The organism is Rhodococcus sp. Q, from assembly GCF_005503035.1.
Classification (GTDB): Bacteria; Actinomycetota; Actinomycetes; order Mycobacteriales; family Mycobacteriaceae; genus Rhodococcus_G.
In genome coordinates this window covers 37,889-60,808 of the sequence record NZ_SCOY01000009.1, presented here as the reverse complement: position 1 = coordinate 60,808, position 22,920 = coordinate 37,889, and the positions used below count along the sequence as shown (strand labels likewise).

Annotated in this window: 21 protein-coding genes and 1 riboswitch; of the genes, 13 read left to right on the top strand and 8 right to left on the bottom strand. The window is 67.9% G+C overall.

Annotated elements, in window-relative coordinates:
* Positions 1 to 66 precede the first annotated feature (66 nt).
* The 6 genes from FFS72_RS11910 to FFS72_RS11885 all read left to right on the top strand — a co-directional run bounded on the left by FFS72_RS11910 (position 67) and on the right by FFS72_RS11885 (position 5,480).
* Entirely contained in the window at positions 67 to 627 is a 561-nt protein-coding gene (locus FFS72_RS11910) for a cysteine dioxygenase (RefSeq protein WP_137874137.1), read from the top strand.
* Positions 624 to 1,046: a rhodanese-like domain-containing protein gene (locus FFS72_RS11905; RefSeq protein WP_050063578.1), complete on the top strand. Its 423-nt coding sequence runs from the start codon at positions 624 to 626 to the stop codon at positions 1,044 to 1,046. Before FFS72_RS11910 ends, FFS72_RS11905 begins: the two co-directional genes overlap by 4 nt.
* A gap of 115 nt (positions 1,047 to 1,161) precedes the next feature.
* Positions 1,162 to 2,400 (top strand): acid phosphatase, encoded by a 1,239-nt coding sequence (locus FFS72_RS11900; RefSeq protein ID WP_137874136.1) that lies wholly within the window; start codon positions 1,162 to 1,164, stop codon positions 2,398 to 2,400.
* A gap of 71 nt (positions 2,401 to 2,471) precedes the next feature.
* Positions 2,472 to 3,983: a lysine--tRNA ligase gene (gene lysS, locus FFS72_RS11895; RefSeq protein WP_137874135.1), complete on the top strand. Its 1,512-nt coding sequence runs from the start codon at positions 2,472 to 2,474 to the stop codon at positions 3,981 to 3,983.
* A gap of 122 nt (positions 3,984 to 4,105) precedes the next feature.
* Entirely contained in the window at positions 4,106 to 4,450 is a 345-nt protein-coding gene (locus tag FFS72_RS11890; protein WP_050063581.1) for a histone-like nucleoid-structuring protein Lsr2, read from the top strand.
* A 94-nt stretch (positions 4,451 to 4,544) separates the two neighbouring features.
* On the top strand, positions 4,545 to 5,480 hold the full coding sequence (locus FFS72_RS11885; RefSeq protein WP_137874134.1) for an esterase/lipase family protein: 936 nt from the start codon (positions 4,545 to 4,547) through the stop codon (positions 5,478 to 5,480).
* Between the two features lie 3 nt (positions 5,481 to 5,483).
* Here FFS72_RS11885 and FFS72_RS11880 read toward each other — a convergent pair whose 3' ends face one another.
* The 5 genes from FFS72_RS11880 to FFS72_RS11860 form a co-directional block, all read right to left on the bottom strand.
* Positions 5,484 to 6,458, bottom strand: coding sequence for an Acg family FMN-binding oxidoreductase (locus tag FFS72_RS11880; RefSeq protein WP_137874133.1), 975 nt, complete (start codon positions 6,456 to 6,458; stop codon positions 5,484 to 5,486).
* Positions 6,459 to 6,541: 83 nt separating this feature from the next.
* A complete protein-coding gene (locus FFS72_RS11875) occupies positions 6,542 to 7,105 on the bottom strand; it encodes a DUF3558 family protein (protein ID WP_171018643.1) in 564 nt (187 codons plus the stop codon).
* Positions 7,106 to 7,130: 25 nt separating this feature from the next.
* Positions 7,131 to 7,505 (bottom strand): hypothetical protein, encoded by a 375-nt coding sequence (locus tag FFS72_RS11870; protein ID WP_137874131.1) that lies wholly within the window; start codon positions 7,503 to 7,505, stop codon positions 7,131 to 7,133.
* On the bottom strand, positions 7,502 to 8,725 hold the full coding sequence (locus tag FFS72_RS11865; RefSeq protein ID WP_137874130.1) for a hypothetical protein: 1,224 nt from the start codon (positions 8,723 to 8,725) through the stop codon (positions 7,502 to 7,504). Before FFS72_RS11865 ends, FFS72_RS11870 begins: the two co-directional genes overlap by 4 nt.
* A 22-nt stretch (positions 8,726 to 8,747) precedes the next feature.
* The gene (locus tag FFS72_RS11860) at positions 8,748 to 9,521 is read right to left on the bottom strand and encodes a DUF8017 domain-containing protein (protein ID WP_137874129.1); all 774 of its coding nucleotides are present in this window, start codon (positions 9,519 to 9,521) and stop codon (positions 8,748 to 8,750) included.
* 304 nt (positions 9,522 to 9,825) lie between these two features.
* On the opposite strand from FFS72_RS11860, the gene FFS72_RS11855 reads away from it, so the two are divergent.
* From FFS72_RS11855 to FFS72_RS11825, 7 genes are all read left to right on the top strand, one after another.
* Positions 9,826 to 12,375, top strand: coding sequence for an ATP-dependent Clp protease ATP-binding subunit (locus FFS72_RS11855; RefSeq protein ID WP_137874128.1), 2,550 nt, complete (start codon positions 9,826 to 9,828; stop codon positions 12,373 to 12,375).
* Between the two features lie 224 nt (positions 12,376 to 12,599).
* On the top strand, positions 12,600 to 14,189 hold the full coding sequence (locus FFS72_RS11850) for an MFS transporter (protein ID WP_137874127.1): 1,590 nt from the start codon (positions 12,600 to 12,602) through the stop codon (positions 14,187 to 14,189).
* Positions 14,190 to 14,269: 80 nt separating this feature from the next.
* Entirely contained in the window at positions 14,270 to 14,704 is a 435-nt protein-coding gene (locus FFS72_RS11845) for an OsmC family peroxiredoxin (RefSeq protein WP_137874126.1), read from the top strand.
* A gap of 87 nt (positions 14,705 to 14,791) precedes the next feature.
* Positions 14,792 to 15,418, top strand: a complete 627-nt coding sequence (locus FFS72_RS11840) for a TetR/AcrR family transcriptional regulator (RefSeq protein WP_137874125.1) — start codon at positions 14,792 to 14,794, stop codon at positions 15,416 to 15,418.
* A 67-nt stretch (positions 15,419 to 15,485) separates the two neighbouring features.
* Complete coding sequence (locus FFS72_RS11835) at positions 15,486 to 17,150, top strand: AMP-binding protein (RefSeq protein ID WP_137874124.1); 1,665 nt, start codon at positions 15,486 to 15,488, stop codon at positions 17,148 to 17,150.
* 2 nt (positions 17,151 to 17,152) lie between these two features.
* Positions 17,153 to 20,392: an acetyl-CoA carboxylase family protein gene (locus tag FFS72_RS11830; RefSeq protein ID WP_137874123.1), complete on the top strand. Its 3,240-nt coding sequence runs from the start codon at positions 17,153 to 17,155 to the stop codon at positions 20,390 to 20,392.
* A 37-nt stretch (positions 20,393 to 20,429) separates the two neighbouring features.
* On the top strand, positions 20,430 to 21,167 hold the full coding sequence (locus tag FFS72_RS11825) for a DsbA family oxidoreductase (RefSeq protein WP_137874122.1): 738 nt from the start codon (positions 20,430 to 20,432) through the stop codon (positions 21,165 to 21,167).
* A 103-nt stretch (positions 21,168 to 21,270) separates the two neighbouring features.
* Here FFS72_RS11825 and FFS72_RS11820 read toward each other — a convergent pair whose 3' ends face one another.
* The 3 genes from FFS72_RS11820 to FFS72_RS11810 all read right to left on the bottom strand — a co-directional run bounded on the left by FFS72_RS11820 (position 21,271) and on the right by FFS72_RS11810 (position 22,876).
* Complete coding sequence (locus FFS72_RS11820; RefSeq protein ID WP_137874121.1) at positions 21,271 to 22,104, bottom strand: CbtA family protein; 834 nt, start codon at positions 22,102 to 22,104, stop codon at positions 21,271 to 21,273.
* Complete coding sequence (locus FFS72_RS11815; RefSeq protein WP_050063596.1) at positions 22,095 to 22,289, bottom strand: CbtB domain-containing protein; 195 nt, start codon at positions 22,287 to 22,289, stop codon at positions 22,095 to 22,097. Before FFS72_RS11815 ends, FFS72_RS11820 begins: the two co-directional genes overlap by 10 nt.
* Before the next feature lie 26 nt (positions 22,290 to 22,315).
* A riboswitch (cobalamin riboswitch) is annotated at positions 22,316 to 22,449 on the bottom strand.
* 64 nt (positions 22,450 to 22,513) lie between these two features.
* Positions 22,514 to 22,876, bottom strand: coding sequence for a nuclear transport factor 2 family protein (locus FFS72_RS11810; RefSeq protein ID WP_137874120.1), 363 nt, complete (start codon positions 22,874 to 22,876; stop codon positions 22,514 to 22,516).
* Positions 22,877 to 22,920 lie beyond the last annotated feature (44 nt).

The window sequence follows — 22,920 nt, the reverse complement described above, 5'->3', positions numbered from 1 at the left end:
GCCGCCTCGATCTGTTCGAGGCATGTCCTTTGCCCTCGAACGATTCCACCTCCTGGAGCTGTTTCCATGCTTTCCACACCTGTCTTTTCCGGGCCTCGTCCCGCGCGACCATCGGTGTCGCCCTCCCGCCTCCGGCCCGCTGACCTGCTGCGTATCACCGATCAGGGTGCGCAGGACGTGCTCGACGGCCGTTTCGCCCACCTCATCCCCGGTGCGGACGAGTGGCCTGTCGCCGAGCGCTGGTCCTCCCGGCTGCACGCCGACGACGACGTCGACGTCTGGCTGATCAGCTGGGTTCCCGGCGAATCGACGGAACTGCACGATCACGCAGGTTCCCTCGGTGCGCTCACCGTCCTCAGCGGAACGCTCGCCGAATACCGCTGGGGTGGAAGCGAACTCAAGTACCGCACGTTGACCGCGGGCGACCAGGCGTCGTTCCCCCTCGGCTGGGTGCACGACGTCGTGCAGGCGCCCGACACCGAATCCGGTCCCGGCGCACCGACACTCAGTGTGCACGCGTATTCGCCGCCCCTGACCGCGATGTCCTACTACGAGGTCACCGACCAGGGCAGCCTGCGTCGCACCCGCACCACGCTGACCGATCTTCCGGAAGGGCTCTCGGCATGACCATCGACGAAATGCTCGACGAGGCCCGGTCCCGCATCGACCGGATGTACGTGTTCGAGGTTGCCGACGCCGTTCGCCGCGGTGCCGTCTTCGTCGACATCAGGCCCCAGGCCCAGCGTGAACGCGAAGGCACCCTGCCTGGCGCGCTCGCAATCGAACGCAACGTCCTCGAATGGCGGACCGATCCGACCAGCAGCGCACACCTGGCACTCGCCGTCGATCACGACGTCGAATGGGTGATCGTCTGCTCCGAGGGGTACACCTCGAGCCTCGCGGCGGCATCGCTGCGTCAGCTCGGCCTGCACCGGGCGACCGACCTGGTCGGCGGCTACCAGGCGTTGCGGTCCGCCGGACTGCTCGGGGCGCTGATCGGGCAGACGCACTGCACCCGCGAACTGTCGACGGTCGCCGCGCACTGACCATTTCGGGTTCAGCTGCAGTTAACCAACCGTCCAGTTCTGGTCTTCTGCCCCGGCTAGGGTCGCGGCGAGGACGCGCCGCGTCCGAACCGCCGACCATCCAGGAGACCCGACAATGCGTCTGACAGGACGTCCCGCCCTCGCCGCCATCGCGGCGGTGACCGTGTTCGGCGGCCAGTTCACCGCCGCAGGCCTCGCCGCCGCACAGGTACCGACCGGTCCGCAGGCCGTTCAGGTCCAGGGCGGCACCGCCGCCGCAATCGAGTCGGCACTCGGCTTGCCTGCAGACGGATACGGGCTCGACCAGCTCGCGCGCATCTACCCGTCGGACCTCCCGGCACGCGGCACCTACATCGCCCTGATGGACGGCTTCAACGCTCTGCGCGCAGAGCGGCCCGATGTCATCGCGAAGAACCTGCAGACGGTCGTCGACGTCAACAACTCCGCCGACGCGCGGACTGTGGAGCGCGCGATCTTCGACAACTACGAGGACCGCGAGATCTCCCTCGCCGACTCGCTCGGCGACGAACTCGGCGCGGCGTTCCTCGACGCCTACGAGGGCGGGCGGCTTCCCAAGGTGAAGGCGCTGCTCGGCGGGTACCTCGCGCGGGCAGGCGGACTGGTCAACTCGTCGCTGATCGAGAAGTCCGTCTACAACAATCCCCGCCCGTTCGTCGTCGACCCCGCCAGGATCGTGCGCCACGACGACGCCCGCGGCACCGTGTACTCGTCGGTCGAGTCGAGCGGCTCCTACCCGTCGGGCCACACCTCGGGCGCGTACCTGACGGCCTCGCTCCTCGCCACGATGGTTCCCGAGTTGGCGCCGCAGATCCTGACCCGCGCCTCTGAGGTCGGCAACAGCCGCATCGTGCTCGGCGTGCACTACCCGCTCGACGTGATCAGCGGCCGCATGCTCGGCACCGCCGCCGCCGCGGACCGGCTCGCCGACCCGGCGTTCGCTCCGCTCGTCGACGAGGCCGGAGTCGAGCTGCGGACGGTGCTCGAACGCGAGACCGGCCGGCCGTTGTCACAGGTGATCGCCGAGGACTCGGCCTACCTGTCGGCGGACGAGGCGACGCGCGTCTACCGCGAGCGGATGACGTACGGGTTCGACCGGGTCGGGGCGTCGGGCGTGCCGATCGAGGTTCCGGCGGAGGCTGCCGCGCTGCTACGCGGAGTGTTCCCCGACCTGACCGACGCGCAGCGCCTTCAGGTCCTGGCGCAGACCTCCGTCGACTCCGGGTACCCGCTGGACAAGACGGGCCCGCAGGGTGGGTGGCAGCGCCTCGACCTCGCAGCCGCTTCGGCGGCAACGGTGACCGTCCGCCCTGACGGCTCCGTCGCGGTGTCCTGAACCGAGACGTGCCCCACCACCGCGCGGCCCAGCAGTCGCGCGGTGGTGGTGGCCCTATAGTCTTGGAGCCCGTGAGTGATGCACCGGCCCAGCATGTAGACGACACCCCCGAGCAGCTGCGTATCCGCCGGGAGAAGCGTGAGCGTCTCCTGGAACAGGGACTCGAGGCGTACCCCGTCTCGGTGCCCCGGACCCATTCGCTCGGCGAGATCCGCGCCAAGTTTCCGGATCTCGAACCCGACACCGCCACCGGCGAGCAGGTCGGCGTCGCGGGCCGCGTCATCTTCGTCCGAAACACCGGCAAGCTGTGCTTCGCGACGCTGCAGGAGGGTGACGGCACCCAGCTGCAGGCGATGCTGTCCCTCGCGAACGTCGGCGAGGACGCGCTTGCAGCGTGGAAGGCGGACGTTGACCTCGGTGACCACGTCTTCGTCCACGGCGAGGTCATCAGTTCCCGTCGCGGCGAGCTCTCGGTCATGGCGGACGCGTGGCAGCTCGCGTCGAAGTCGCTGCGTCCCCTCCCCGTCGCTCACAAGGAGATGAACGAGGAGTCGCGGGTCCGCCAGCGGTACGTCGACCTCATCGTGCGGCCCGAAGCCCGCGAGACCGCGCGCAAGCGCGTCGCCATCGTCCGGGAACTGCGGAACGCGCTCGAGAGCCGCGGCTTCCTCGAGGTCGAGACCCCGATGCTGCAGACGGTCGCAGGCGGTGCGGCCGCGCGTCCGTTCGTCACACACTCGAACGCACTCGACATCGACCTGTTCCTGCGTATCGCGCCCGAGTTGTTCCTCAAGAGGTGCGTCGTCGGCGGAATCGAGAAGGTTTTCGAGATCAACCGCAATTTCCGCAACGAAGGCATCGACTCGACGCATTCGCCGGAGTTCGCGATGCTCGAGACCTACGAGGCGTACGGCACGTACGACGATTCCGCGACGATGATCCGTGAGCTGATTCAGGAAGTCGCGCAGAACGCTCTCGGGACGCAGGTCGTGACGCTGGTCGACGGTACCGAATACGACCTGAGCGGCGAGTGGAAGACGATGGAGATGTATCCGTCGTTGTCCGCGGCCATCGGTGTCGAGGTCACGCCCGACACGACCGTCGACGAGTTGCTCGCGCTCGCCGAGCGGGTGGGCCTCGAGGTTCCGAAGGACAAGGGCTACGGGCACGGCAAGCTCGTCGAGGAGCTGTGGGAGCACCAGTGCGGCGACCAGTTGCACGAGCCGACGTTCGTCCGGAACTTCCCGGTCGAGACGTCCCCGCTGACCAGGCAGCACCGTTCGCTGCCCGGCGTCACCGAGAAGTGGGACCTGTACGTCCGCGGGTTCGAGCTGGCCACCGGCTACTCGGAACTCGTCGACCCGGTGATCCAGCGGGAGCGGTTCGTCGATCAGGCGCGTCTCGCGGCAGCGGGCGACGACGAGGCGATGGTCCTCGACGAGGAGTTCCTTGCGGCGATGGAGCACGGAATGCCGCCGACCACCGGCACCGGTATGGGTATCGACCGACTGCTGATGGCATTGACGGGATTGGGTATCCGCGAAACCATCCTGTTCCCAATTGTGCGTCCTTCTACGCGTTGATCGAATTACAACGGAATTCTCAGAATTCTCGGTAATCGTGATTCTTGTTCCGGGGGTAGACTCGCCGAAACCGGTTCACCGGGGTTGGTAATGATGCGCTCAATTCGAAGGGAACTCGACTCATGGCGAAGAAGGTCACGGTCACACTGATCGACGACGTGGATCAGGAGTCGGCTGCCGATGAAACTGTCGAATTCGGGCTGGACGGCGTGACCTACGAGATCGACCTCTCGTCCGAGAATGCGGAAAAGTTGCGTGACCAACTCGCGGTATGGGTGACGCACGCGCGCCGCTCCACCGGCCGACGTCGCGGGAAGGTTGCTGCACCGACCGGCAAGGCACGGGCCGCAGTGGATCGTGAGCAGAGTGCCGCGATTCGCGAGTGGGCGCGTCGCAATGGTCATCCGGTCTCCGCGCGCGGTCGAATCTCCGCGGAAATCACGGAACTGTACAACAAGGCGAACTGACCCGCCCGAGTTTTTCGTTCGTTCTGCCTGTTCGCGTTCGGCTCCCCTGTTAGCCTGCCGCGAACAGGCGGAACGGACGAGAATGGGGGGCGCGATGCGTGTTCGAAATGTGGTCGCGGCATTGGTTGGGGTGGCCGCACTATTCCTCGGGTCGGGGACGGCGGGCGCGGATCCGCTGCCCGTTCCCTATCAGTTCCTGGCCGGAGTTCCGTTGGAACTGACCAATCCCGGCGGTTCCGCGCCCGGATCGAACGACTGGTCGTGCAAGCCCACCGCGGAGCATCCGAATCCTGTCGTTCTCGTGCACGGCACCGCCGGTAACCGCCAGACCAACTGGGCGACGTACGCGCCCCTCCTCGCGAACGAGGGCTACTGCGTCTTCTCGCTGACCTACGGGGCCCATGAGGAACTGCCCTGGCCGCTCAGTGCGATCGGCGGCATGAAACCGATGGATCAGAGCGCTGCGCAACTCGGCGCGTTCGTGGATCAGGTGCTCACCGCGACCGGCGCGGAGAAGGTGGACCTCGTCGGCCATTCCCAGGGCACCCTGATGCCGACGTACTGGGTGAAGTTCCTCGGTGGCGCGGACAAGGTGGACAAGTACGTCTCGCTGGCTCCGGTCTGGAAGGGGGAAGGCGCATTCGACCTCGATCGGAATGCTGCCGCGCTACGCGCAGGCGGCATGGACGTGGCCGGAGCTGCGCTGGCGCCCCTCTGCGGTGCGTGCGGACAGCTGGTCGCGGGTTCGCCTTTCATGAACGCCGTCCGGGACGGTGGAGTCTACGAACCGGGCATCACCTACACCAACATCATCACCCGCTACGACGAGATCGTGATCCCGTACACCAGCGGGTACGAAGAGGGACCGAACACGACGAACCTCGTTGTTCAGGACTTCTGCGACCGCAACTTCGGCGAGCACCTCTCGATCGCCGGTGAGCCCGTCGCCGCGGCGCTTGTCCTCAACGCGCTCGATCCCGCGAATCAGCGTCCCGTGCCGTGCGTGTTCGTTCCACCGGTCTTCGGCTGACGATCAGCCGAAGGTCAGCACCTGCGCGACCGGCCGACGCGGCGTGATGTTCAGCGGCGCCGGGTGGGTGGATGTGCCCACCCGGAGCAGCAGTTGCGGTACACCCGCACCGGGCGCGAGTGCCCGGATCGTGTCGCGGCTGCGTTCGATGTCGGTCAGATGCGTCAACGGGCACGTCGCCAGGCGTTGCACCGTCGCCTCCAACGTCACCGCCGACATCGCCTCTCCGCATCGAATCCAGTCGGTGGGGGAGTCGCCCGGTGTGCTGAGCAGCATCACCGTCGACTGGTCCGATGGACCCGGCTCCGCGGACGCGACCGCGTGTGAGTCGGGGAAGGCGCGGCCGACGGGCACCCGCGCGCGCTCGGCACGCGAGGCCAGCGCGGTGTCCGGAATTCCCTCGGTGTCGAAACCGTGCCCGGCCCACCAGTGCAGTTCGGCCTGGTAGGACGCGTCGTAGCGGCGTACCGCGGCGCTCATTTCGGTGGCCGCCACCAACGCGGGCCGGGTGTCCTCGCCGAGAACCGTCAGGGTCGCGTCGGTGCCCGCGGCGGTCCGCAACAACTCGGGCAGCAGCGGGTTCGCCGGCAACGGTTCGAACGGGGTGCGATCGGTGCTGCGGCGGCGGATGGCGGCGAGCAGATCGAAGTCGTGGGACTGAGGGCGCGCGTCGCGACTGAACGTGACCGACGCGACCAGTCGTGGTGCCAGCGGGTCGGGGAGCAGGCGAACGTGGGTGCGCCAGCGCAGCGACGTCATTGCGACCGTCAGATGATGCAGCGCGGCGCCACAGCTGATGAGCAACTGACGTCCGCGCGGGTCGGCGGCGACGAGGAGTCGCGTCGGGTCGGCATACAGGTCGAGTCGGCCGGCGTCGTACCGCCACTGCCACGGCTGACTGTTGTGCACCGACGGTGCCCGGCACGCCAGATCCACGGCCGTGCGTACGACATCGGTATCGGGAATGAGCGCGTCCATGATCGGTCCTCACTGTGCGTCCTGATAACCAGTGTCGACCTGCTGGAATCGGGCGACTAGGGCCGATGGTCCCGACTTGGGCGCTACTTCCAGCCGAGTCGGGTGAGCATCTTCTCCAGCGTTGGGACGGCCTGCGTGCACCACGTCACGCCGGGGTCGAGGCCGGCGGCGGCGACCTTCTCCACGCTGGGTGAGACGAGAAGGAACAGTCCGCGCCCGTCCTCGAACCGTCCGTGTGCGAAGCATCGATCCGGTGATTCGGTCAGCACCACGTCGACACCCGCGATCTTCTCGGGGGCGGAGTCCGGGAGGCGCCCTGGTACGCCGATCACCACACCGATCATTCCCGCGGGGGCATCGTCGGGTGGAAGCCAGTCGCACGCGGCCCCTTCCTTGTCCGGCGGGACTTGCCTGGTGGGCGTCAACGGTGCGAATCCGACTGCTTCCTGCGCCTCGGCGGCGGTCAGCAGAGTGCACGGGTCGATGCCGATTCGGTTGACGGCATCTTCGGCGGCCGGTGCTTCGGTCAGGGCGATGCTTGTCGCGGTGGCGGTACTCGAGGCGTCGGATTCCGACGTGGAGCAGGCGGACGAGACGGCGAGCGCAATGGCGCACAGTCCGAGCCCGGCGAAACGGCTGAACTTCACTGTTCTCCTGTCGAGGGGCGGGGGATCATTCCCAAGGAATCCGGTACGGCTCGGGCTCGTCCGGCTCGGGAGCCGGCGGCGGTGTGGCGTTGGGATACCAGCGATAGATGCCGGAACTCTTGATGTGGTCGACCTCGGGGGGAATGGGGTGGCACCGGGATTCGATTTCGTGCCAACGGCATTCGTCGGCCGCGACGCGCACGGCGTAGGCGCGGATCGCGGGGGAGGCGTCTTCGAGCTGCGCGGTCCGTTCCATGATCGCGTCCGTGATGTCGATCAGATCGTCCCAATCGCCTTCGCGGACCTTCGCGGCACGTATTCGGGCGGTGGCGGAATCGTCGATCGCGTCCATCAGACGGTTGTAGGCGGAGCGCAGGAAGGGTGGGATGTCCTCGTTCATGCTGCGTCTTCCCACGGTTCGGTGCCGGCTCCCGGTGAGTAGTCCTCGTCGGGTCGGTGCAGCGGCCCGTCTGCGTCGGCAGCGGCCTTGATGTCCACACCGATCTCGACCTTCCGCCGCGTGTCCCGGACCCGCTCCGCGATCGGCCCCAGAGTTTCTTCGGAGATCGCGTTGGCGCTGTCGTTCATGGCGATGAGCGGTTCGAGGAAGCTCTTGATCGCGTCGACGATGCCCTGCACCTGTGCGACCAGCTGTTCGACCCGCTCCTTGACGCTCATGATGATGTCGTAGACCGCCCAGGCCTGGTAGGACGTCCCGACGACGGGAATCTTCTTCGCGAGCAACTTGACCAGGCTCTTGATGCTGTCGCCTTCCACCTCCTTGGCCAAGAGGTCGGCGAGCTGCCGCACGACCTCGATGCACGCGTCCTGGATCTCCGTCCCGGCGGCGTCGAGGGCCTCCTTGGTGAGCCGTCCGACCGGCCCCTCCCACTTCATCGACTCGACCTGACGGCGGGCGTAGTCCTGGAAGGACTCCTCTGCCTTTCCGCTCCAATGGCCGGTGACCTGCTCGGCGCCGGCCTCGAGGTTCTTGCCGCACTTCTCCATCGCCTCGCCTGCGATCTTGTGCGACTCACCGATTCGCTTGAGTTCGTTCCAGTTTCCGCTGATCGGCTTGATGACCTCTTCGAGCGCGGACCACTTGGTCACCGCCTTGACGGCATCATCGACGTCGCCGAGCCAGCCCGCCTCGTCGGCGATGATCTTTCGGATGTCCTCGGCTGCGGTCTCTGGCGGATCGAGCTTGACCGACTCGGGCGCGACGTACCGGGCCGGGTTCTCGTAGTCGTTGGCGAGACCCGGGGCCGGGGCCGTGTCGCTGTAGCTCGCAGGGTCGAGGTTCTCGAGGCCGATCACGTTCGCGTTGAGCGCGGCGTAGTTGCGTGCCTCCTGGTCGTGGTACATCCACGCCGTCCGGTTCAGGTTCACGCCGATGCCGCGGCAGTTCTCGTGGTTGGCGTCGTAACGCCGGACCACGGCGTCGCTGTACATGCCGAGTGGCTCGTACAGGGCCCACATCACGCCATCGCCGAAGTCGCCCAGAGGTGGCGTGTGACTCCGGGCGAAGTTGGTTGTCTCCCAGGCATCGACGGCAATCTTGTGGGCGAGGACCGACAGTCCTGCAATCTCGGTTGGTTCGGACTTGAATTTCTCACTCATGTCGGGGGTTCCCTTTTCCATCTCAGGACGGGCGGAGGGTGCTGATGATCTGGTCGGTGACCGTCTCGTCGAGTGATTCGGGTAGACCGAGTGAGCTGTCGATGACGAGGAGCATGACGTTGGCAGTGGCGAGGGCGGGGGTGGCGACGATGTCGTAGCGGGCCTCGGGGGGGTCGCAGTCGACTTCGCGTGGCAGTCCCGTCACCGACAGAGTGATGCGGATGGCGGATCGGCCGTGTATCCGGACCTCGGTCGGTGCCGTGCGATGGAAGCGGACGTCCGGCGCCTCAGGTTCGGTGAGACTGCGTTGGATCTTGTCGGCCTCGTCGACTGCGGCGGTTGCGGCGTCCATTCCCCGGCGGCCGGTGGCGCCGGACATGGCCAGTTGTGCGTAACCGGATTCTGGGCAGTGATCATCGCCGAAGAGTCCGACGGCACTGTATGTGACCGATTCCGAGTGGCCGTTCCAGCCGGCCACGCCGGTGGAGAAGTTCCGCCAGTCGGCGGGGATGTCGTAGGTGAGACCGAACTTGGTGGCGATTGGCTGTGGTTGCCCCTCCGGCACCTCGATCTTCGGTGGCGGTCGGTCCATCGAGGGGAAGCCCGGAGGCAGCGGCGGCGGCGCCGAGGTCGGGACGGCTGCGGCGCTGGTGCGGGGGACGAGGGCGGTGGCGAGCGTGTCCACGTCCGGCACGGCCTCGTTCTTCTGATTCGCGACCTGGGTCACGCCCCACACGACGACGAAGCTTCCGGCGATGATCAGCAGTCGGGTGCCGATGGACCGTTTCGAACGCAATGCGCCGTTCCCCCCGTGACCGCCGCCTCCCCCTGAGACGACCGGCGCGAGCGTAACAGGGTGATCGGTCTGAAATTGTGTCCGCTCAACCGGGCAAATCGGTCCCACCGGCGTGTTCGCTGCGGGCGTAGCGCTGATCGGGAAACGAAAGCCCTGGCTGCTGCGTTGGTACCCATGAGCAGGCAGACTGTCCGCAGTGAATGGGGATGGACACGGCGCAGCCCGTATCACCGGCCACTACAGTGGAGGTACGGCTCGTAAATCCCGCTTGGGGATCTACCCATAAAGAACGTGAGGGAGAGCGATGTTCGAGAGGTTCACCGACCGCGCACGGCGCGTTGTTGTCCTGGCCCAAGAAGAGGCCCGGATGCTCAACCACAACTACATCGGCACGGAACACATCCTGCTCGGCCTCATTCACGAGGGCGAAGGTGTGGCGGCGAAGTCGCTGGAGTCGTTGGGCATCTCCCTCGAGGGCGTGCGCAGCCAGGTGGAAGAGATCATCGGACAGGGGCAGCAGGCTCCGTCCGGTCACATCCCCTTCACCCCGCGCGCCAAGAAGGTGCTGGAGCTCAGCCTGCGTGAGGCGCTGCAGCTCGGCCACAACTACATCGGCACCGAGCACATCCTGCTCGGCCTGATCCGCGAGGGCGAGGGCGTCGCCGCACAGGTGCTCGTCAAGCTCGGCGCCGACCTGAACCGGGTCCGTCAGCAGGTCATCCAGCTGCTGTCCGGTTACCAGGGCAAGGAGCCCACCGAAGGTGCAGGCACCAGCCGTGGCGAGGCGGGAACGCCGTCGACGTCGCTGGTCCTCGACCAGTTCGGACGCAACCTGACGCAGGCCGCTCTCGAAGGCAAGCTCGACCCGGTCATCGGCCGCTCGAAGGAGATCGAGCGCGTCATGCAGGTCCTGTCCCGCCGCACCAAGAACAACCCGGTGCTGATCGGTGAGCCCGGCGTCGGCAAGACCGCCGTCGTCGAAGGTCTCGCGCAGGCCATCGTCAACGGTGAGGTCCCCGAGACCCTCAAGGACAAGCAGCTGTACACCCTCGACCTGGGTTCCCTGGTCGCGGGCAGCCGCTACCGCGGTGACTTCGAGGAGCGCCTGAAGAAGGTCCTCAAGGAGATCAACACCCGCGGCGACATCATCCTGTTCATCGACGAGCTGCACACCCTGGTCGGTGCCGGCGCGGCCGAGGGCGCGATCGACGCGGCCTCGATCCTCAAGCCGAAGCTTGCCCGCGGCGAGCTGCAGACCATCGGTGCGACCACCCTCGACGAGTACCGCAAGTACATCGAGAAGGACGCCGCCCTCGAGCGCCGGTTCCAGCCGGTGCAGGTCGGCGAGCCGACGGTCGAGCACACCATCGAGATCCTCAAGGGTCTGCGGGATCGGTACGAGGCTCATCACCGCGTCTCGATCACCGACGGCGCGCTGGTCGCGGCGGCGACGTTGGCCGACCGCTACATCAACGACCGGTTCCTGCCGGACAAGGCGATCGACCTCATCGACGAGGCCGGTGCCCGGATGCGCATCCGCCGGATGACCGCTCCGCCGGACCTGCGCGAGTTCGACGACAAGATCGCCGACGCGCGCCGGGAGAAGGAGTCCGCGATCGACGCGCAGGACTTCGAGAAGGCCGCGAGCCTGCGCGACAAGGAAAAGCAGCTGGTCGCGCAGCGCGCCGAGCGGGAGAAGCAGTGGCGTTCCGGTGACCTGGACGTCATCGCCGAGGTCGACGACGAGCAGATCGCCGAGGTCCTGGGCAACTGGACCGGCATCCCGGTGTTCAAGCTGACCGAGGAGGAGACCACCCGTCTGCTCCGCATGGAGGACGAGCTGCACAAGCGGATCATCGGCCAGGAGGACGCCGTCAAGGCGGTCTCGAAGGCCATCCGCCGCACTCGCGCAGGCCTGAAGGATCCGAAGCGTCCGTCCGGATCGTTCATCTTCGCGGGCCCGTCCGGTGTCGGTAAGACCGAGCTGTCCAAGGCGCTGGCGAACTTCCTGTTCGGCGACGACGACGCGCTCATCCAGATCGACATGGGCGAGTTCCACGACCGCTTCACCGCGTCGCGGCTGTTCGGTGCCCCTCCGGGATACGTCGGCTACGAAGAGGGCGGCCAGCTCACCGAGAAGGTGCGCCGCAAGCCGTTCTCGGTGGTGCTGTTCGACGAGATCGAGAAGGCACACCAGGAGATCTACAACACGCTCCTGCAGGTGCTCGAGGACGGCCGTCTCACCGACGGTCAGGGTCGCACGGTCGACTTCAAGAACACGGTGCTGATCTTCACCTCGAACCTCGGCACGGCCGACATCTCGAAGGCCGTCGGCCTGGGCTTCACGTCCGGCAGCGGCAGCGAGTCGAACTACGAGCGGATGAAGAACAAGGTCCACGACGAGCTGAAGAAGCACTTCCGGCCCGAGTTCCTCAACCGTATCGACGACATCATCGTCTTCCATCAGCTCACCCAGGATCAGATCATCCAGATGGTCGACCTGATGATCGGGCGCGTCGAGAAGCAGCTGAAGAACAAGGACATGGACATCGAGCTGACCGAGCAGGCGAAGTCGCTGCTCGCGAAGCGCGGGTTCGACCCGGTGCTGGGTGCGCGGCCGCTGCGTCGCACCATCCAGCGCGAGATCGAGGACCAGCTTTCCGAGAAGATCCTCTTCAACGAGCTGGGCCCCGGGCAGATCGTGCTCGTCGACGTCGAGGGCTGGGACGGCGAGAGCTCCGGCGAGGACGCGAAGTTCACGTTCGCCGGATCCCCGAAGCCGGTCAAGGTTCCGGACTCTCCCGCCGAGGCGCTGGCAGGCGCAGGCGAGTCCGACATCGCCTCGGGCGAATAGTCGGCATCGCCTCGGGCGAGTAACAACCGCACGAACCGACGCCCCGCACGCAACAGCGTGCGGGGCGTCGCCGTGTGTCGGGCCCTCTCACCGCTGTCCACACACCTTTTCGAGTGTCCGCAGCGCTCCTGCCCGCCGAAAAGGGGTGTGGACGCCGCAAAAGGTGTGCGGACCTGGGCGGTCACGGCGAGCGGAAGTGGACCCGAGCGCGCACCATTGACTCTGTGACCACGCTCACCGACGGCCGCCCCGCGCGCGCAAACCTGGTCCTGGCGTCGCTGATCCTCGTCGCTGCGGTCGCGAACCTGAACCTCGCGGTCGCGAACGTCGCGCTACCCGACATCGGCAAGGCCTTCGACGCCAGCCAGACCTCGCTGAATCTGATCGCCGTCGGGTTCTCGCTCGGTCTCGCCGCCTCCGTGCTGTATCTCGGCGCGGTGGGCGACCGCTACGGACGCAAGACGATGCTCGTGCTTGGCATGTCACTGTCGATCCCGGCGTCGCTGCTCGCCGGCTTCGCCCCCAACGAGCAGGTGCTGTTCCTGGCTCGGGTGATCGGTGGGCTCTCGGCAGGCATGGCATACCCGACGACCCTCGCCCTCATCACGGCGTTGTGGTCCGGCGCGGGTCGGACCAAGGCGATCGCCCTGTGGTCGTCGATCGGCGGCGGCCTCTCCGCGTTGGGGCCGCTCGTTGCAGGTGCGCTGCTGGAATGGTTCTTCTGGGGTTCGGTGTTCCTGGTGACCATTCCGCTCGCGGTGATCGCACTGGGCATGACGCTCTGGTTGGTGCCGAGCCACGTCAACGAGTCCGCCGACTCGGTCGACCATTTCGGTGGCATGGTGTCGGTGGTGTTCGTCGGCGCGCTGGTACTCGGGATCAACTTCCTGCCGATCGACGGGATGAAGACCACCGCGGTGATCTCGCTGGGCGTGGCGGTCGTGGCGGGGATCGTGTTCGTGCTGCGGCAGATGCGAGCCCGCAATCCGCTGTACGACCTGCACGTTGCGGCGCGGCGGATCTTCTGGGTTGCCGCCGTGGCAGGCATCGTCGTCTTCGGCACCCTGATGGGCGTCATGTACATCAGCCAGCAGTACATGCAGAACGTGCTGGCGTACGACACCCTCGAGGCGGGGTCGGCGGCGCTGCCCGCGGCGATCGTCATGGTCCTGGTCGCACCCCAATCGGCGAAGCTGGTGGAGGCCAGGGGTGCGCGATTCACGTTGCTCTGCGGATACGTCGCGATCCTGTTCGGTCTCGCAGTGGCGCTGCTGCTCTGGGACGAGAGCACCAGCTACTGGGCGATCGCGCTCGGGTTCATGTTCCTCGGCGCGGGCGTCGGACTGGCCGGAACGCCCGCATCGCATTCGCTGACCGGATCCGTTCCGGTGTCCCGGGCGGGAATGGCGTCGGGGACCGCCGATCTGCAACGCGACCTCGGCGGTGCGATCGTGCAGTCGATCCTCGGTGCCCTGCTCACCGCCGGGTACACGGCGTCGTTCACGGCGACCGTTGCTGCGACACCACAGGCGGCATCGGTGAGCGAGCAGACGGAAGCCGCGTTGGAGAAGTCGTTCGCGGGCGCGGTGAACATCGCCGAACGCTATCCGCAGTACGCGCAGCAGATCATCGGTGCCGCGCGCTCCGCCTTCCTGGACGGGGACACCCGCGCGTACACCGCGGCGATCGGGATCGTGCTGATCGGTGCTGTCCTCGTCTTCTTCGTCTTCCCGAAGCGTGACGAGGAACGTGCGCTGCTCGCCCGGTACCAGGCCGAGGACGAGTCGTCGGAGGGCGCCGTTCGCAGCGCGTGACGCGCACCTCGGTTCGGGAGAAGACTGTGCAGGGAAGTTCGTCGCCGGCCGGACGGCCGGCACCACAGAAAGGTTGGTCCATGCCCACTCGTACAGCTCGCACCGCCTGGAACGGAACGTTGCAGGACGGCGGCGGCCAGACCGAACTCACCAGCTCCGGACTCGCGACGTTCGACGTGTCGTTTCCCAAGCGCGCCGCCGACGACGCCAACGGTGCGACGAGCCCCGAGGAGCTGATCGCCGCGGCGCATTCGGCGTGCTACGCGATGCAGTTGTCGGCACTGATCGGCGAGGCGGGCGGCGTCCCGCAGAGCCTGGACGTGACGGCCGTCGTCGGGCTCGGCCCGGACACCGTCGGCTTCAAACTGACCGGGATCACCCTGACGGTGCGCGGTGAGGTGGAGGGACTCGACGCCGACGGCTTCGCGCAGGCCGCGCAGGCCGCGAAGGAGACCTGCCCGGTCAGCAAGGCGCTGACCGGCGTCCAGATCACGCTGGATGCCGCACTGGTCTGAGCCGTTCACCCGGGGGTGTCGCGACGGTCGCGGCACCCCTGTTCTTCGCGACCGCTATTGACGTTGACGTCAACGTCAACACATACTGTGACGGTGACCACGAGCGAGCAGCAGGAGCAGGCGAGGTCGGCGCGACGCGCGTCCGACGGTCAGCGCCGCCGGGAACTGCTCGAGGCCGCGACGTCGTGCTTCGGCGAACTCGGCTACGAGGCGACTACCGCGCAGGCGATCACGTCGAGGGCGGGGGTCTCCCGCGCCACCTTCTACGCCTACTTCTCCTCCCGTGAGGAGATCTTCGGTGCGGTCGCCGGCCAGGTGTGCCAGGAACTCCTCGACGCCCAGCATCTCGAGGGGGCGATCGTCGACGACCTGCGCGAGGTCCTGCGTGCCACGACGACCGCCGTGATCACCGCATACTTCCGGCACGGGGCGATCGTCGGCCTCGTCGACCACCGTGCGCGGCTCGACCCGGCGATCGGGGACCTGTGGTCGTCCGTCCGGGAGCGGCTCGTCGCCCGCTACGCGCGGTTCATCTCCCGAATCGCGGCCACCGGTGAGGCGACGCCGTGTGCGCCGCCCGCGACGGTGGCGCAGACCCTTGCCGACGCTCAACTCGTCGGTTCCGCACGCCTCGCATCATCCTCGGATGACGAAAGGGCGCAGTACATTTCGGACATGATCGTGATGTCCGAGCGACTCATCGGTTTCACCTGATCGAACCGGGCCGGAACGCACGCGTCCGGTCTTCGGATCGCTGAGAGAACGAAAGTGAGCACCTGTCGTGACACCAATCCTCGACACCGCACTGGCCGAACTGCGGGAGTTGCAGCACGCGAACTGGCCCGCTGACGTCCCGCGCGACGTCGAGTTCCCCCTCGAGGCCGGAGGGCTCGTCGACTACCTGCGGCACTGGGCGTCGGAGCGGCCCGGCACCGTCGCGATCGACTACTACGGCCGCGAGATCACCTACGCGGAGTACGACCAGCTCTCGGACAGGTTCGCCGGGTGGCTGCTGGCGAACGGTGCAGCGCGGGGTGATCGGATCGGGGTCCACCTGGGTAACTGTCTGCAGTTCCACATCGCGATGCTCGGCATCCTCAAGATCGGTGGCGTCCACGTCCCCGTGAACCCGATGCTGCGCGAACACGAACTGGCGCACGAGCTTTCCGACGCCGGGGTCACCGTGGTGTTGACGATGCCCGCCCTTGCGCCGCTGGTCGAGGCGGTGCGCGCGCAGACACCCGTGCGGCTCGTCGCCGTCACCGACATGTCCGACATGTCCTCCGGTTCGGCGGAGAACGCAGTGGTCACGGACTGGCCCACCATCATGGAAAGCGATCGCGCGGAACCGATTCCGACGGACCCGGACGCCCTCGCCGCACTGAACTACACGGGTGGAACCACGGGAATGCCCAAGGGGTGTGAGCACACCCAGCGGCACATGGTCTACACGGCAGCGACCGCCACCGCAGCGGCAGGTCGCCGCGTCGGCGATACTTCGCTCACCGCGCTGGTATTCCTGCCGGTGTTCTGGATCGCGGGTGAGGACTTCGGCATTCTTCTGCCCCTCGTCAACGGTGGGACGGTGGTGCTGCTGTCGCGGTGGGATGCGGGAGTCGCCCTGGCCTCCGTGGAGAACCGCCGCGTCACGTCGATGGTCGGCACCGTGGACAACTACGTCGAGATGATGGACCGCGAGGACTTCGCCGACCGCGACCTGACCAGCCTGGACACGCCGATGGCGGTCTCCTTCGTGCTCAAGTTGGACTCCGTGATCCGCGCGCGCTGGCGGGACGCGACCGGGCACGTGCTGCGTGAGGGGAGCTACGGGATGACCGAGACGCACACCGCCGACACCATCACCCTCGGCTTCCAGGACGACGACTACGACCTGAGCGGTGACCCGGTCTTCTGCGGAATTCCCGTGCCGGGCACGGACATCCTGATCGTCGACGCGGACGGAGTTCCGGTCCCGATCGGCGAGCAGGGACAGATCATCGTGCGCAGCCCGTCGGTGATGACGGGCTACCACGGCAACCCGGCGGCGACCGCGGACGCGTTGCGGAACGGCTGGCTGCAGACCGGCGACCTCGGAAAGTTCAGCGAACGCGGTGCGCTGCACTACCTCGCGCGCAACAAGGAGATGATCAAGACCAACGGGATGAGCGTGTTCCCGTCCGAGGTCGAGGCGCTGCTCATGCTGCACCCGGCGATCGAGAAGGCGGCCGTGGTCCCGAAGCCCGATGCCGCCCGCGGGCAGGTCGCGTTCGCGTTCGTCCAGCTCGTCGACGGGACCGACGCCGGCGCGGACGAACTCGTCGGATGGGCACGCGAGAACATGGCCGGCTACAAGGTGCCGATGATCGAGATCCTGGACGTGCTCCCGATGACCGCGACCGGAAAGGTCCGCAAGGGCGACCTGTTCACGATGGCTGAGGAGCGCTGACGATGCCCGATCTGTCCACGACCACGGTGCTGGTCGCGAACCGCGGCGAGATCGCCCTGCGGATCATCCGGTCCGCAACGGAACTCGGCCTCGATACCGTCGCGGTCTACGCGACCGACGATGCCGACGCGCCCCACGTCGCCGCCGCGACGACAGCGGTCGCGCTCGCCGGATCCGGTCCGTCCGCCTACCTGGACCGCCGCGCGATGCTCGCGGCGGCGGCAGCGACCGGCGCGACGCTGGTCCACCCCGGCTACGGATTCCTCAGCGAGAATGCCGATTTCGCTCGGGACTGTGCGGCTGCGGGGTTGACGTTCGTCGGTCCGGACGCCGCACTTCTCGACGTGTTCGGAGACAAGGCGTCGGCCCGCGCGGCGGCGATCGCGTCGCGGGTTCCGGTGCTCGCCGCCACCGACGGCGGCGTCGGTGAGGACGAGGTCCGCGCGTTCGTGGAGACTCACCCGGCGGGCGTGATGATCAAGGCGGTCGCGGGCGGTGGGGGTCGCGGGATGCGCGCCGTCCGCGGAACCGACGAGGTCGCGGACGCCTACCGCGCTGCCGCTGCCGAGGCCGAACTGGGATTCGGCAATCCGGCCCTGTTCGCGGAGGCGCTGTGTGTGGGTGCCCGCCACATCGAGGTACAGGTCGTCGCCGCCGTCGAGGCGGACGGCCGCAGCCGTGCACTCGCACTGGGCGACCGGGACTGCAGCGTGCAGCGCCGCCACCAGAAGCTGATCGAGGTCGCGCCCGCCCAGCAGGTGAGCGACGCCGTTCGCCTCGGGCTGCACCGCGCCGCGGCCACGCTGTGCGCGGACCAGGGCTACCGGGGCCTCGCCACCGTCGAATTCCTGGTCACCGGAGACGAATTCGTCTTCCTCGAGGTGAATCCGCGGATCCAGGTCGAGCACACGATTACCGAGGAGGTCACGGGAACGGACCTCGTCGCGGTCGGTCTCGACATCGCACGGGGCGCGTCGCTCGGCGACCTCGACCTGCCCGGAGGTGTCGTCGCACACGGCGGTGTCGTCACGGGCACCCCCGCCCGTGCGCGCGGCATCGCGATTCAGGCTCGCGTCAACATGGAGTCGATGACGCCGGACGGCTCGACGGTGCCGTCCGCGGGCACGCTCACCGCCTTCTCCGTACCCGCGGGGCCCGGTGTGCGCGTCGACACCTTCGGTCGGACCGGGCTCGTGACCAGTGCCCGCTACGACTCCCTGCTCGCGAAGGTCGTCACGCACACCCGCGCCGACGACTTCGCCGCCGCGATCCGCAAGAGCGACGCCGCGCTCCGCGAGTTCACCGTCGAGGGAGTGGCGACCAACATCGGATTCCTGCTTGCGATCCTGGGGGACAAGGACTTCGGCTCGGGTACCGTGCCGACGACGTTCCTCGGTGAACGCATCGCGGACCTGGTCCCGGCCCCGGGCGCCGCCCCGGCGCCCGTCTCGGCCCCGGACCTCGCATCGGGGGAGGGTGTCGTGCGGGCCGCGTTGCCGGGCACCGTCGTCGAGGTCGCGGCGGTCGGCGACGTGGTCGCGTCCGGTGCGCAGGTCGTCGTGCTCGAAGCGATGAAGATGCAGCATGTCGTCGTCGCGGAGTCGGATTCGCAGATCCTGCGACTGCTGGTTCGGCCGGGCCAGGTGGTGAACGTCGGCGACCCCCTCGTGGTCGTGGCCGCGAGCGACGCGGGATCCGCAGCCGACGTGGACGCGACATTCGACGCCGACCGCATCCGGCCGGATCTCGCGGAGGTGCAGGGCCGGCACGAGGTCACACTCGACGCGAGGCGCCCAGCGGCTGTCGCGAAGCGGCACCGCGCCGGTCGTCGAACGGCCCGCGAGAACATCGCCGATCTCGTCGACGAGGGCAGCTTCGTCGAGTACGGAGCGCTGGCGCTCGCGGCCCAGCGGACCCGGCGCACGGAGCAGGATCTGATCGAGAACACGCCCGCCGACGGACTGATCGGGGGAGTCGCGACGATCGGTGCCGACACCTTCGGCGCGGCCGCGGCGGAGGCGGTCGTCGTCTCCTACGACTACACCGTGCTCGCAGGCACGCAGGGCATGCGCAACCACACCAAGACCGACCGGATGCTGGAACTGGCCGCGCGCAAGGGCATTCCGTTCGTCCTGTTCGCGGAGGGCGGTGGCGGGCGTCCAGGTGACACCGACGCGAACGGTGCAGCCGGGCTCGAACTCGGGACGTTCCGCGCGATGGCAGCGCTGCGCGGTGTCGTCCCGACCGTCGCCGTCGTGTCGGGACGCTGCTTCGCGGGCAACGCCGCGCTCGCAGGCGCCTGCGACGTTCTGATCGCGACCCCCGACGCGAACATCGGGATGGGTGGTCCGGCGATGGTGGAAGGCGGCGGTCTCGGGGTGTTCCGCCCCGAGGACATCGGCCCGATCGACGTCCAGACCCGCAATGGCGTCGTGCACGTGCTCGCCCGCGACGAGGCGCACGCCGTCGATCTCGCGAAGCGGTACCTCTCGTACTTCCAGGGCGCCGTTGCCGACTGGACGGCGCCCGACGAGCGCCTGGCACGGCACGTCGTCCCCGAGAACCGGCTGCGCGCGTACGACGTTCGCGAAGCGGTCACGGCGATCGCCGACGTCGACTCGGTACTGGAACTGCAGCCCGACTACGGCGTCGGGTTCGTGACGGCGCTGATCCGGGTCGAGGGCGTCGCATACGGCGTTCTCGCCAATTCCAGCCACCACCTCGGCGGTGCGATCGACGCCGAAGCGGCCGACAAGGGCGCCGAGTTCCTGGCACTGTGCGAGGCGCACCGGCTGCCGGTCCTGACCCTCTGTGACACGCCGGGATTCATGGTCGGCCCCGACTCGGAGCGGGAGGCGACGGTGCGGAGGTTCAGCCGGCTGTTCGTTGCGGGAGCCAGGTTGACCGTGCCGTTCGGCACGATCATCCTGCGCAAGGGGTACGGGCTCGGTGCGATGGCGATGGCGGGCGGCTCGTTCCACGCGCCGGAGTTCACGGTCGCGTGGCCGACCGGGGAGATCGGACCGATGGGGCTGGAGGGTGCGGTACGACTCGGGTTCCGGAAGGAACTCGAGGCGATCGACGATCCGGCCGAACGCGACGCCCTGTTCGCGACGCTGCTGGGGAAGGCCTACGAGCACGGCAAGGCGCTGCACGCGGGTACGACGTTCGAGGTCGACGACGTGATCGACCCGGCGCGCTCCCGAGCCTGGATCCGGCAGCTGGGACGCGCGCGGGCCTGACGGAACAAACCGGCGGTGGTGGACGTTTCAACTACTTGTGAGCATCGAATCTCCCGAGAAGTCCACCGCCGCCGCCGTCGTGCTGGAGGTGTGGTCCGACATCGCCTGCCCGTGGTGCTACATCGGCAAGACACGGTTCGAGGCGGCGCTCGCGCAGTTCCCGCATCGGGAGCAGGTCGAGGTCGTCTGGCGCTCCTACCAGCTCTCCCCGGACACGCCCGCCGGACTCCGGCGTTCCGAGATCGACGCGCTCGTCGAGATGAAGGGCATGCCCGCCGACCAGGTACGACAGATGTTCGCGCACGTCGCGAGCACCGCCGCCGCCGACGGACTGGCCATGGACTTCGACACCGTCATCGCCGCCAACACCTTCGACGCGCACCGGCTGATCCACTTCGCGGGTGATCGTGGCACGGACGTGATGGCAGCGCTGTTCCGAGCGCACTTCGAGCAGGGCCGCGTGATCGACGACCGCGACGAGCTGGTGGCGATCGCGGCCGAGACCGGGCTCGACGCCGACGCGGTGCGCGCTGCCCTGGACTCGGATGCAGAAGCGGATCGCGTCCGTGACGACCTCGCCCAGGCCCGTGCGCTGGGCGTCACCGGCGTCCCGTTCTTCGTCGCCAACCGTGCGATCGGCGTCTCCGGCGCCCAGCCCGTCGAGGTGTTCACCCAACTGCTGGAGAAGGCCTACACGGACGCGAAGCCGCTCGTCACCCTCGCCGGAGCGGCCGATGCCGACGGCGCCTGCACCGATGGGTCCTGCGCGGTCTGAGGATCTGCGTCACCCCTGCTCCGCTAGACCGAATGTGGCCGTTCATCACCTGACGTGATCAACGGCCACATTCGGTCGGTGCGGGGGATGGGGTTGCCCGGCGTCAGTGCGCGCCGGCGAGCGCAGGCTGCGAGCGTGTGGCGCGTTCGGTGAGGAACGCGAACGCCGCGCCGAGCGTCAGCCACAGCGTCGCCTGGATCGCCAGCGACGAGATCCGGAAGTCCCACAGCAGGGATGCGGGGAAGTCGGCGCCGACCTCGTTGATGTCGGGCAGCACGGCGTAGCCGACGGCGACGATCGCCAGGAACGCCGCCACCGGTGCCGCGACCTGCGCGGACACGTAGCCCGAGGCGGCGACCAGTTGACGCACGTAGGCGGCGACGGCGACCGCGAACAGGCCGAGCACCACCGACGCCAGCCACAGCCAGGTGCGCTGGTTGATGGTGTCGGGGTCGCCGACGGCAGGCGGGTTCGCCGGGTACTTGAAGAACGGCACCACTTCGATCGCGAGCCATCCCAGCCCGGCCAGAGCCAGCGCCAGGACCGGTCCCGACGCCGTGGTCACCCGGCGGGCGTAGTGCGCGACGGCGGCGAAGATCGCGCCGAGCGCGAGGCCCGCGAGGGTGGTCGCGAGGAACAGTCCGACCTTCTGGCCGTCACGGCTGACCAGGGCGTCCTCGCCGTGCGAATGGCCCTCCTCGGCAGTTGCTCCGGCGTCGTGCGAGTGGTCTTCCTCGGCGGCTGCTCCGGAGTCGTGCGAATGGCCGGCGGCCGCCGCGGGCTCGGCGTCCGCCGATGCAGCTTCCTCGATCGCGATGGCGGCCTCGATGTGCGGCTCACCGAGCACGTACGCGACGGCTCCCGCGAGCAGGCCTGCGACGAGTCCGGCCAGCAGGCCGCGGATGAGGAGTTGCGTGAATTTTCCGGTCAGTGGCACGGAAGCCCCAGCAGGTGACGACCGTCGTGCATGAGTTCATGCATGTACATACCGGTCCGCGACACCGCGCCCTGGTCGAATCCGACCAGGTAGAGGGTGAGCATCGCGAGCAGGACGACGCCAGCCACGATGAGTGCGATACCGGCCGACTCGGTCGACCTGTCGGGGGTGTGAACGACAGCCATGGGTTCCTCCTGGGATAACGCGTCCCGTAAGTCCGTGCGACGTCGACGGTGTCTGGCTTCTCGAGGCGAACCTCGATCACAGTGGCGCGACCGCTCCGGAGTTGCACCGGAATTCCCGTACGACGTCGCGTTTACTCGCGCACTGTCGCACCGACCTGCCCGTGGTGTCAACAAATACGAACCACCGTCGCCGGTCCGTTCGACGCGGACCGGCGACGGTCGGGTCAGGACGGAACCCTGTCGAGGAACCCGAGGACGTGCACCAGTCGTCCGTCGTCGCCGCGTTCGATGACGTCGAATCCCTCGATCAGGTTCTCCGCTCCTGCGGGTCCGAGTTGCCAGCCGAAGCGTGCTTGCTCGTGGTGGCCGTCGACGTCCCCGCGGAGGCGGAACCGCATCCCGGCGAACTGGCCCTGCACTGCGGCGATCGTCGCGTCGATGTCCGTGTGACCGTGCGCGGCGACGGCGGGGTCGACGTACCGCCCGTCCGGTGCCCACAGGTCCTCGATCGCGGCGCGTCGGGCGTCCGGATCGGTCTCGTTCCACACCGCGATGTATTTCGTTGCGAGGGTGTCGAAGTCGCTCATGTCGTCGCTCTCGTTCTCTCGGGTGCCGGCGCCGGTCGCCGGGC

Coding starts and splice junctions, on each gene's coding strand:
- FFS72_RS11910 (WP_137874137.1), top strand. CDS start 67: ATGCTTTCCACACCTGTCTTTTCCGGGCCTCGTCCCGCGCGACCATCG.
- FFS72_RS11890 (WP_050063581.1), top strand. CDS start 4,106: ATGGCGAAGAAGGTCACGGTCACACTGATCGACGACGTGGATCAGGAG.
- FFS72_RS11880 (WP_137874133.1), bottom strand. CDS start 6,458: ATGGACGCGCTCATTCCCGATACCGATGTCGTACGCACGGCCGTGGAT.
- FFS72_RS11830 (WP_137874123.1), top strand. CDS start 17,153: ATGCCCGATCTGTCCACGACCACGGTGCTGGTCGCGAACCGCGGCGAG.
- FFS72_RS11905 (WP_050063578.1), top strand. CDS start 624: ATGACCATCGACGAAATGCTCGACGAGGCCCGGTCCCGCATCGACCGG.
- FFS72_RS11815 (WP_050063596.1), bottom strand. CDS start 22,289: ATGGCTGTCGTTCACACCCCCGACAGGTCGACCGAGTCGGCCGGTATC.
- FFS72_RS11845 (WP_137874126.1), top strand. CDS start 14,270: ATGCCCACTCGTACAGCTCGCACCGCCTGGAACGGAACGTTGCAGGAC.
- FFS72_RS11870 (WP_137874131.1), bottom strand. CDS start 7,505: ATGAACGAGGACATCCCACCCTTCCTGCGCTCCGCCTACAACCGTCTG.
- FFS72_RS11900 (WP_137874136.1), top strand. CDS start 1,162: ATGCGTCTGACAGGACGTCCCGCCCTCGCCGCCATCGCGGCGGTGACC.
- FFS72_RS11865 (WP_137874130.1), bottom strand. CDS start 8,725: ATGAGTGAGAAATTCAAGTCCGAACCAACCGAGATTGCAGGACTGTCG.
- FFS72_RS11885 (WP_137874134.1), top strand. CDS start 4,545: ATGCGTGTTCGAAATGTGGTCGCGGCATTGGTTGGGGTGGCCGCACTA.
- FFS72_RS11855 (WP_137874128.1), top strand. CDS start 9,826: ATGTTCGAGAGGTTCACCGACCGCGCACGGCGCGTTGTTGTCCTGGCC.
- FFS72_RS11810 (WP_137874120.1), bottom strand. CDS start 22,876: ATGAGCGACTTCGACACCCTCGCAACGAAATACATCGCGGTGTGGAAC.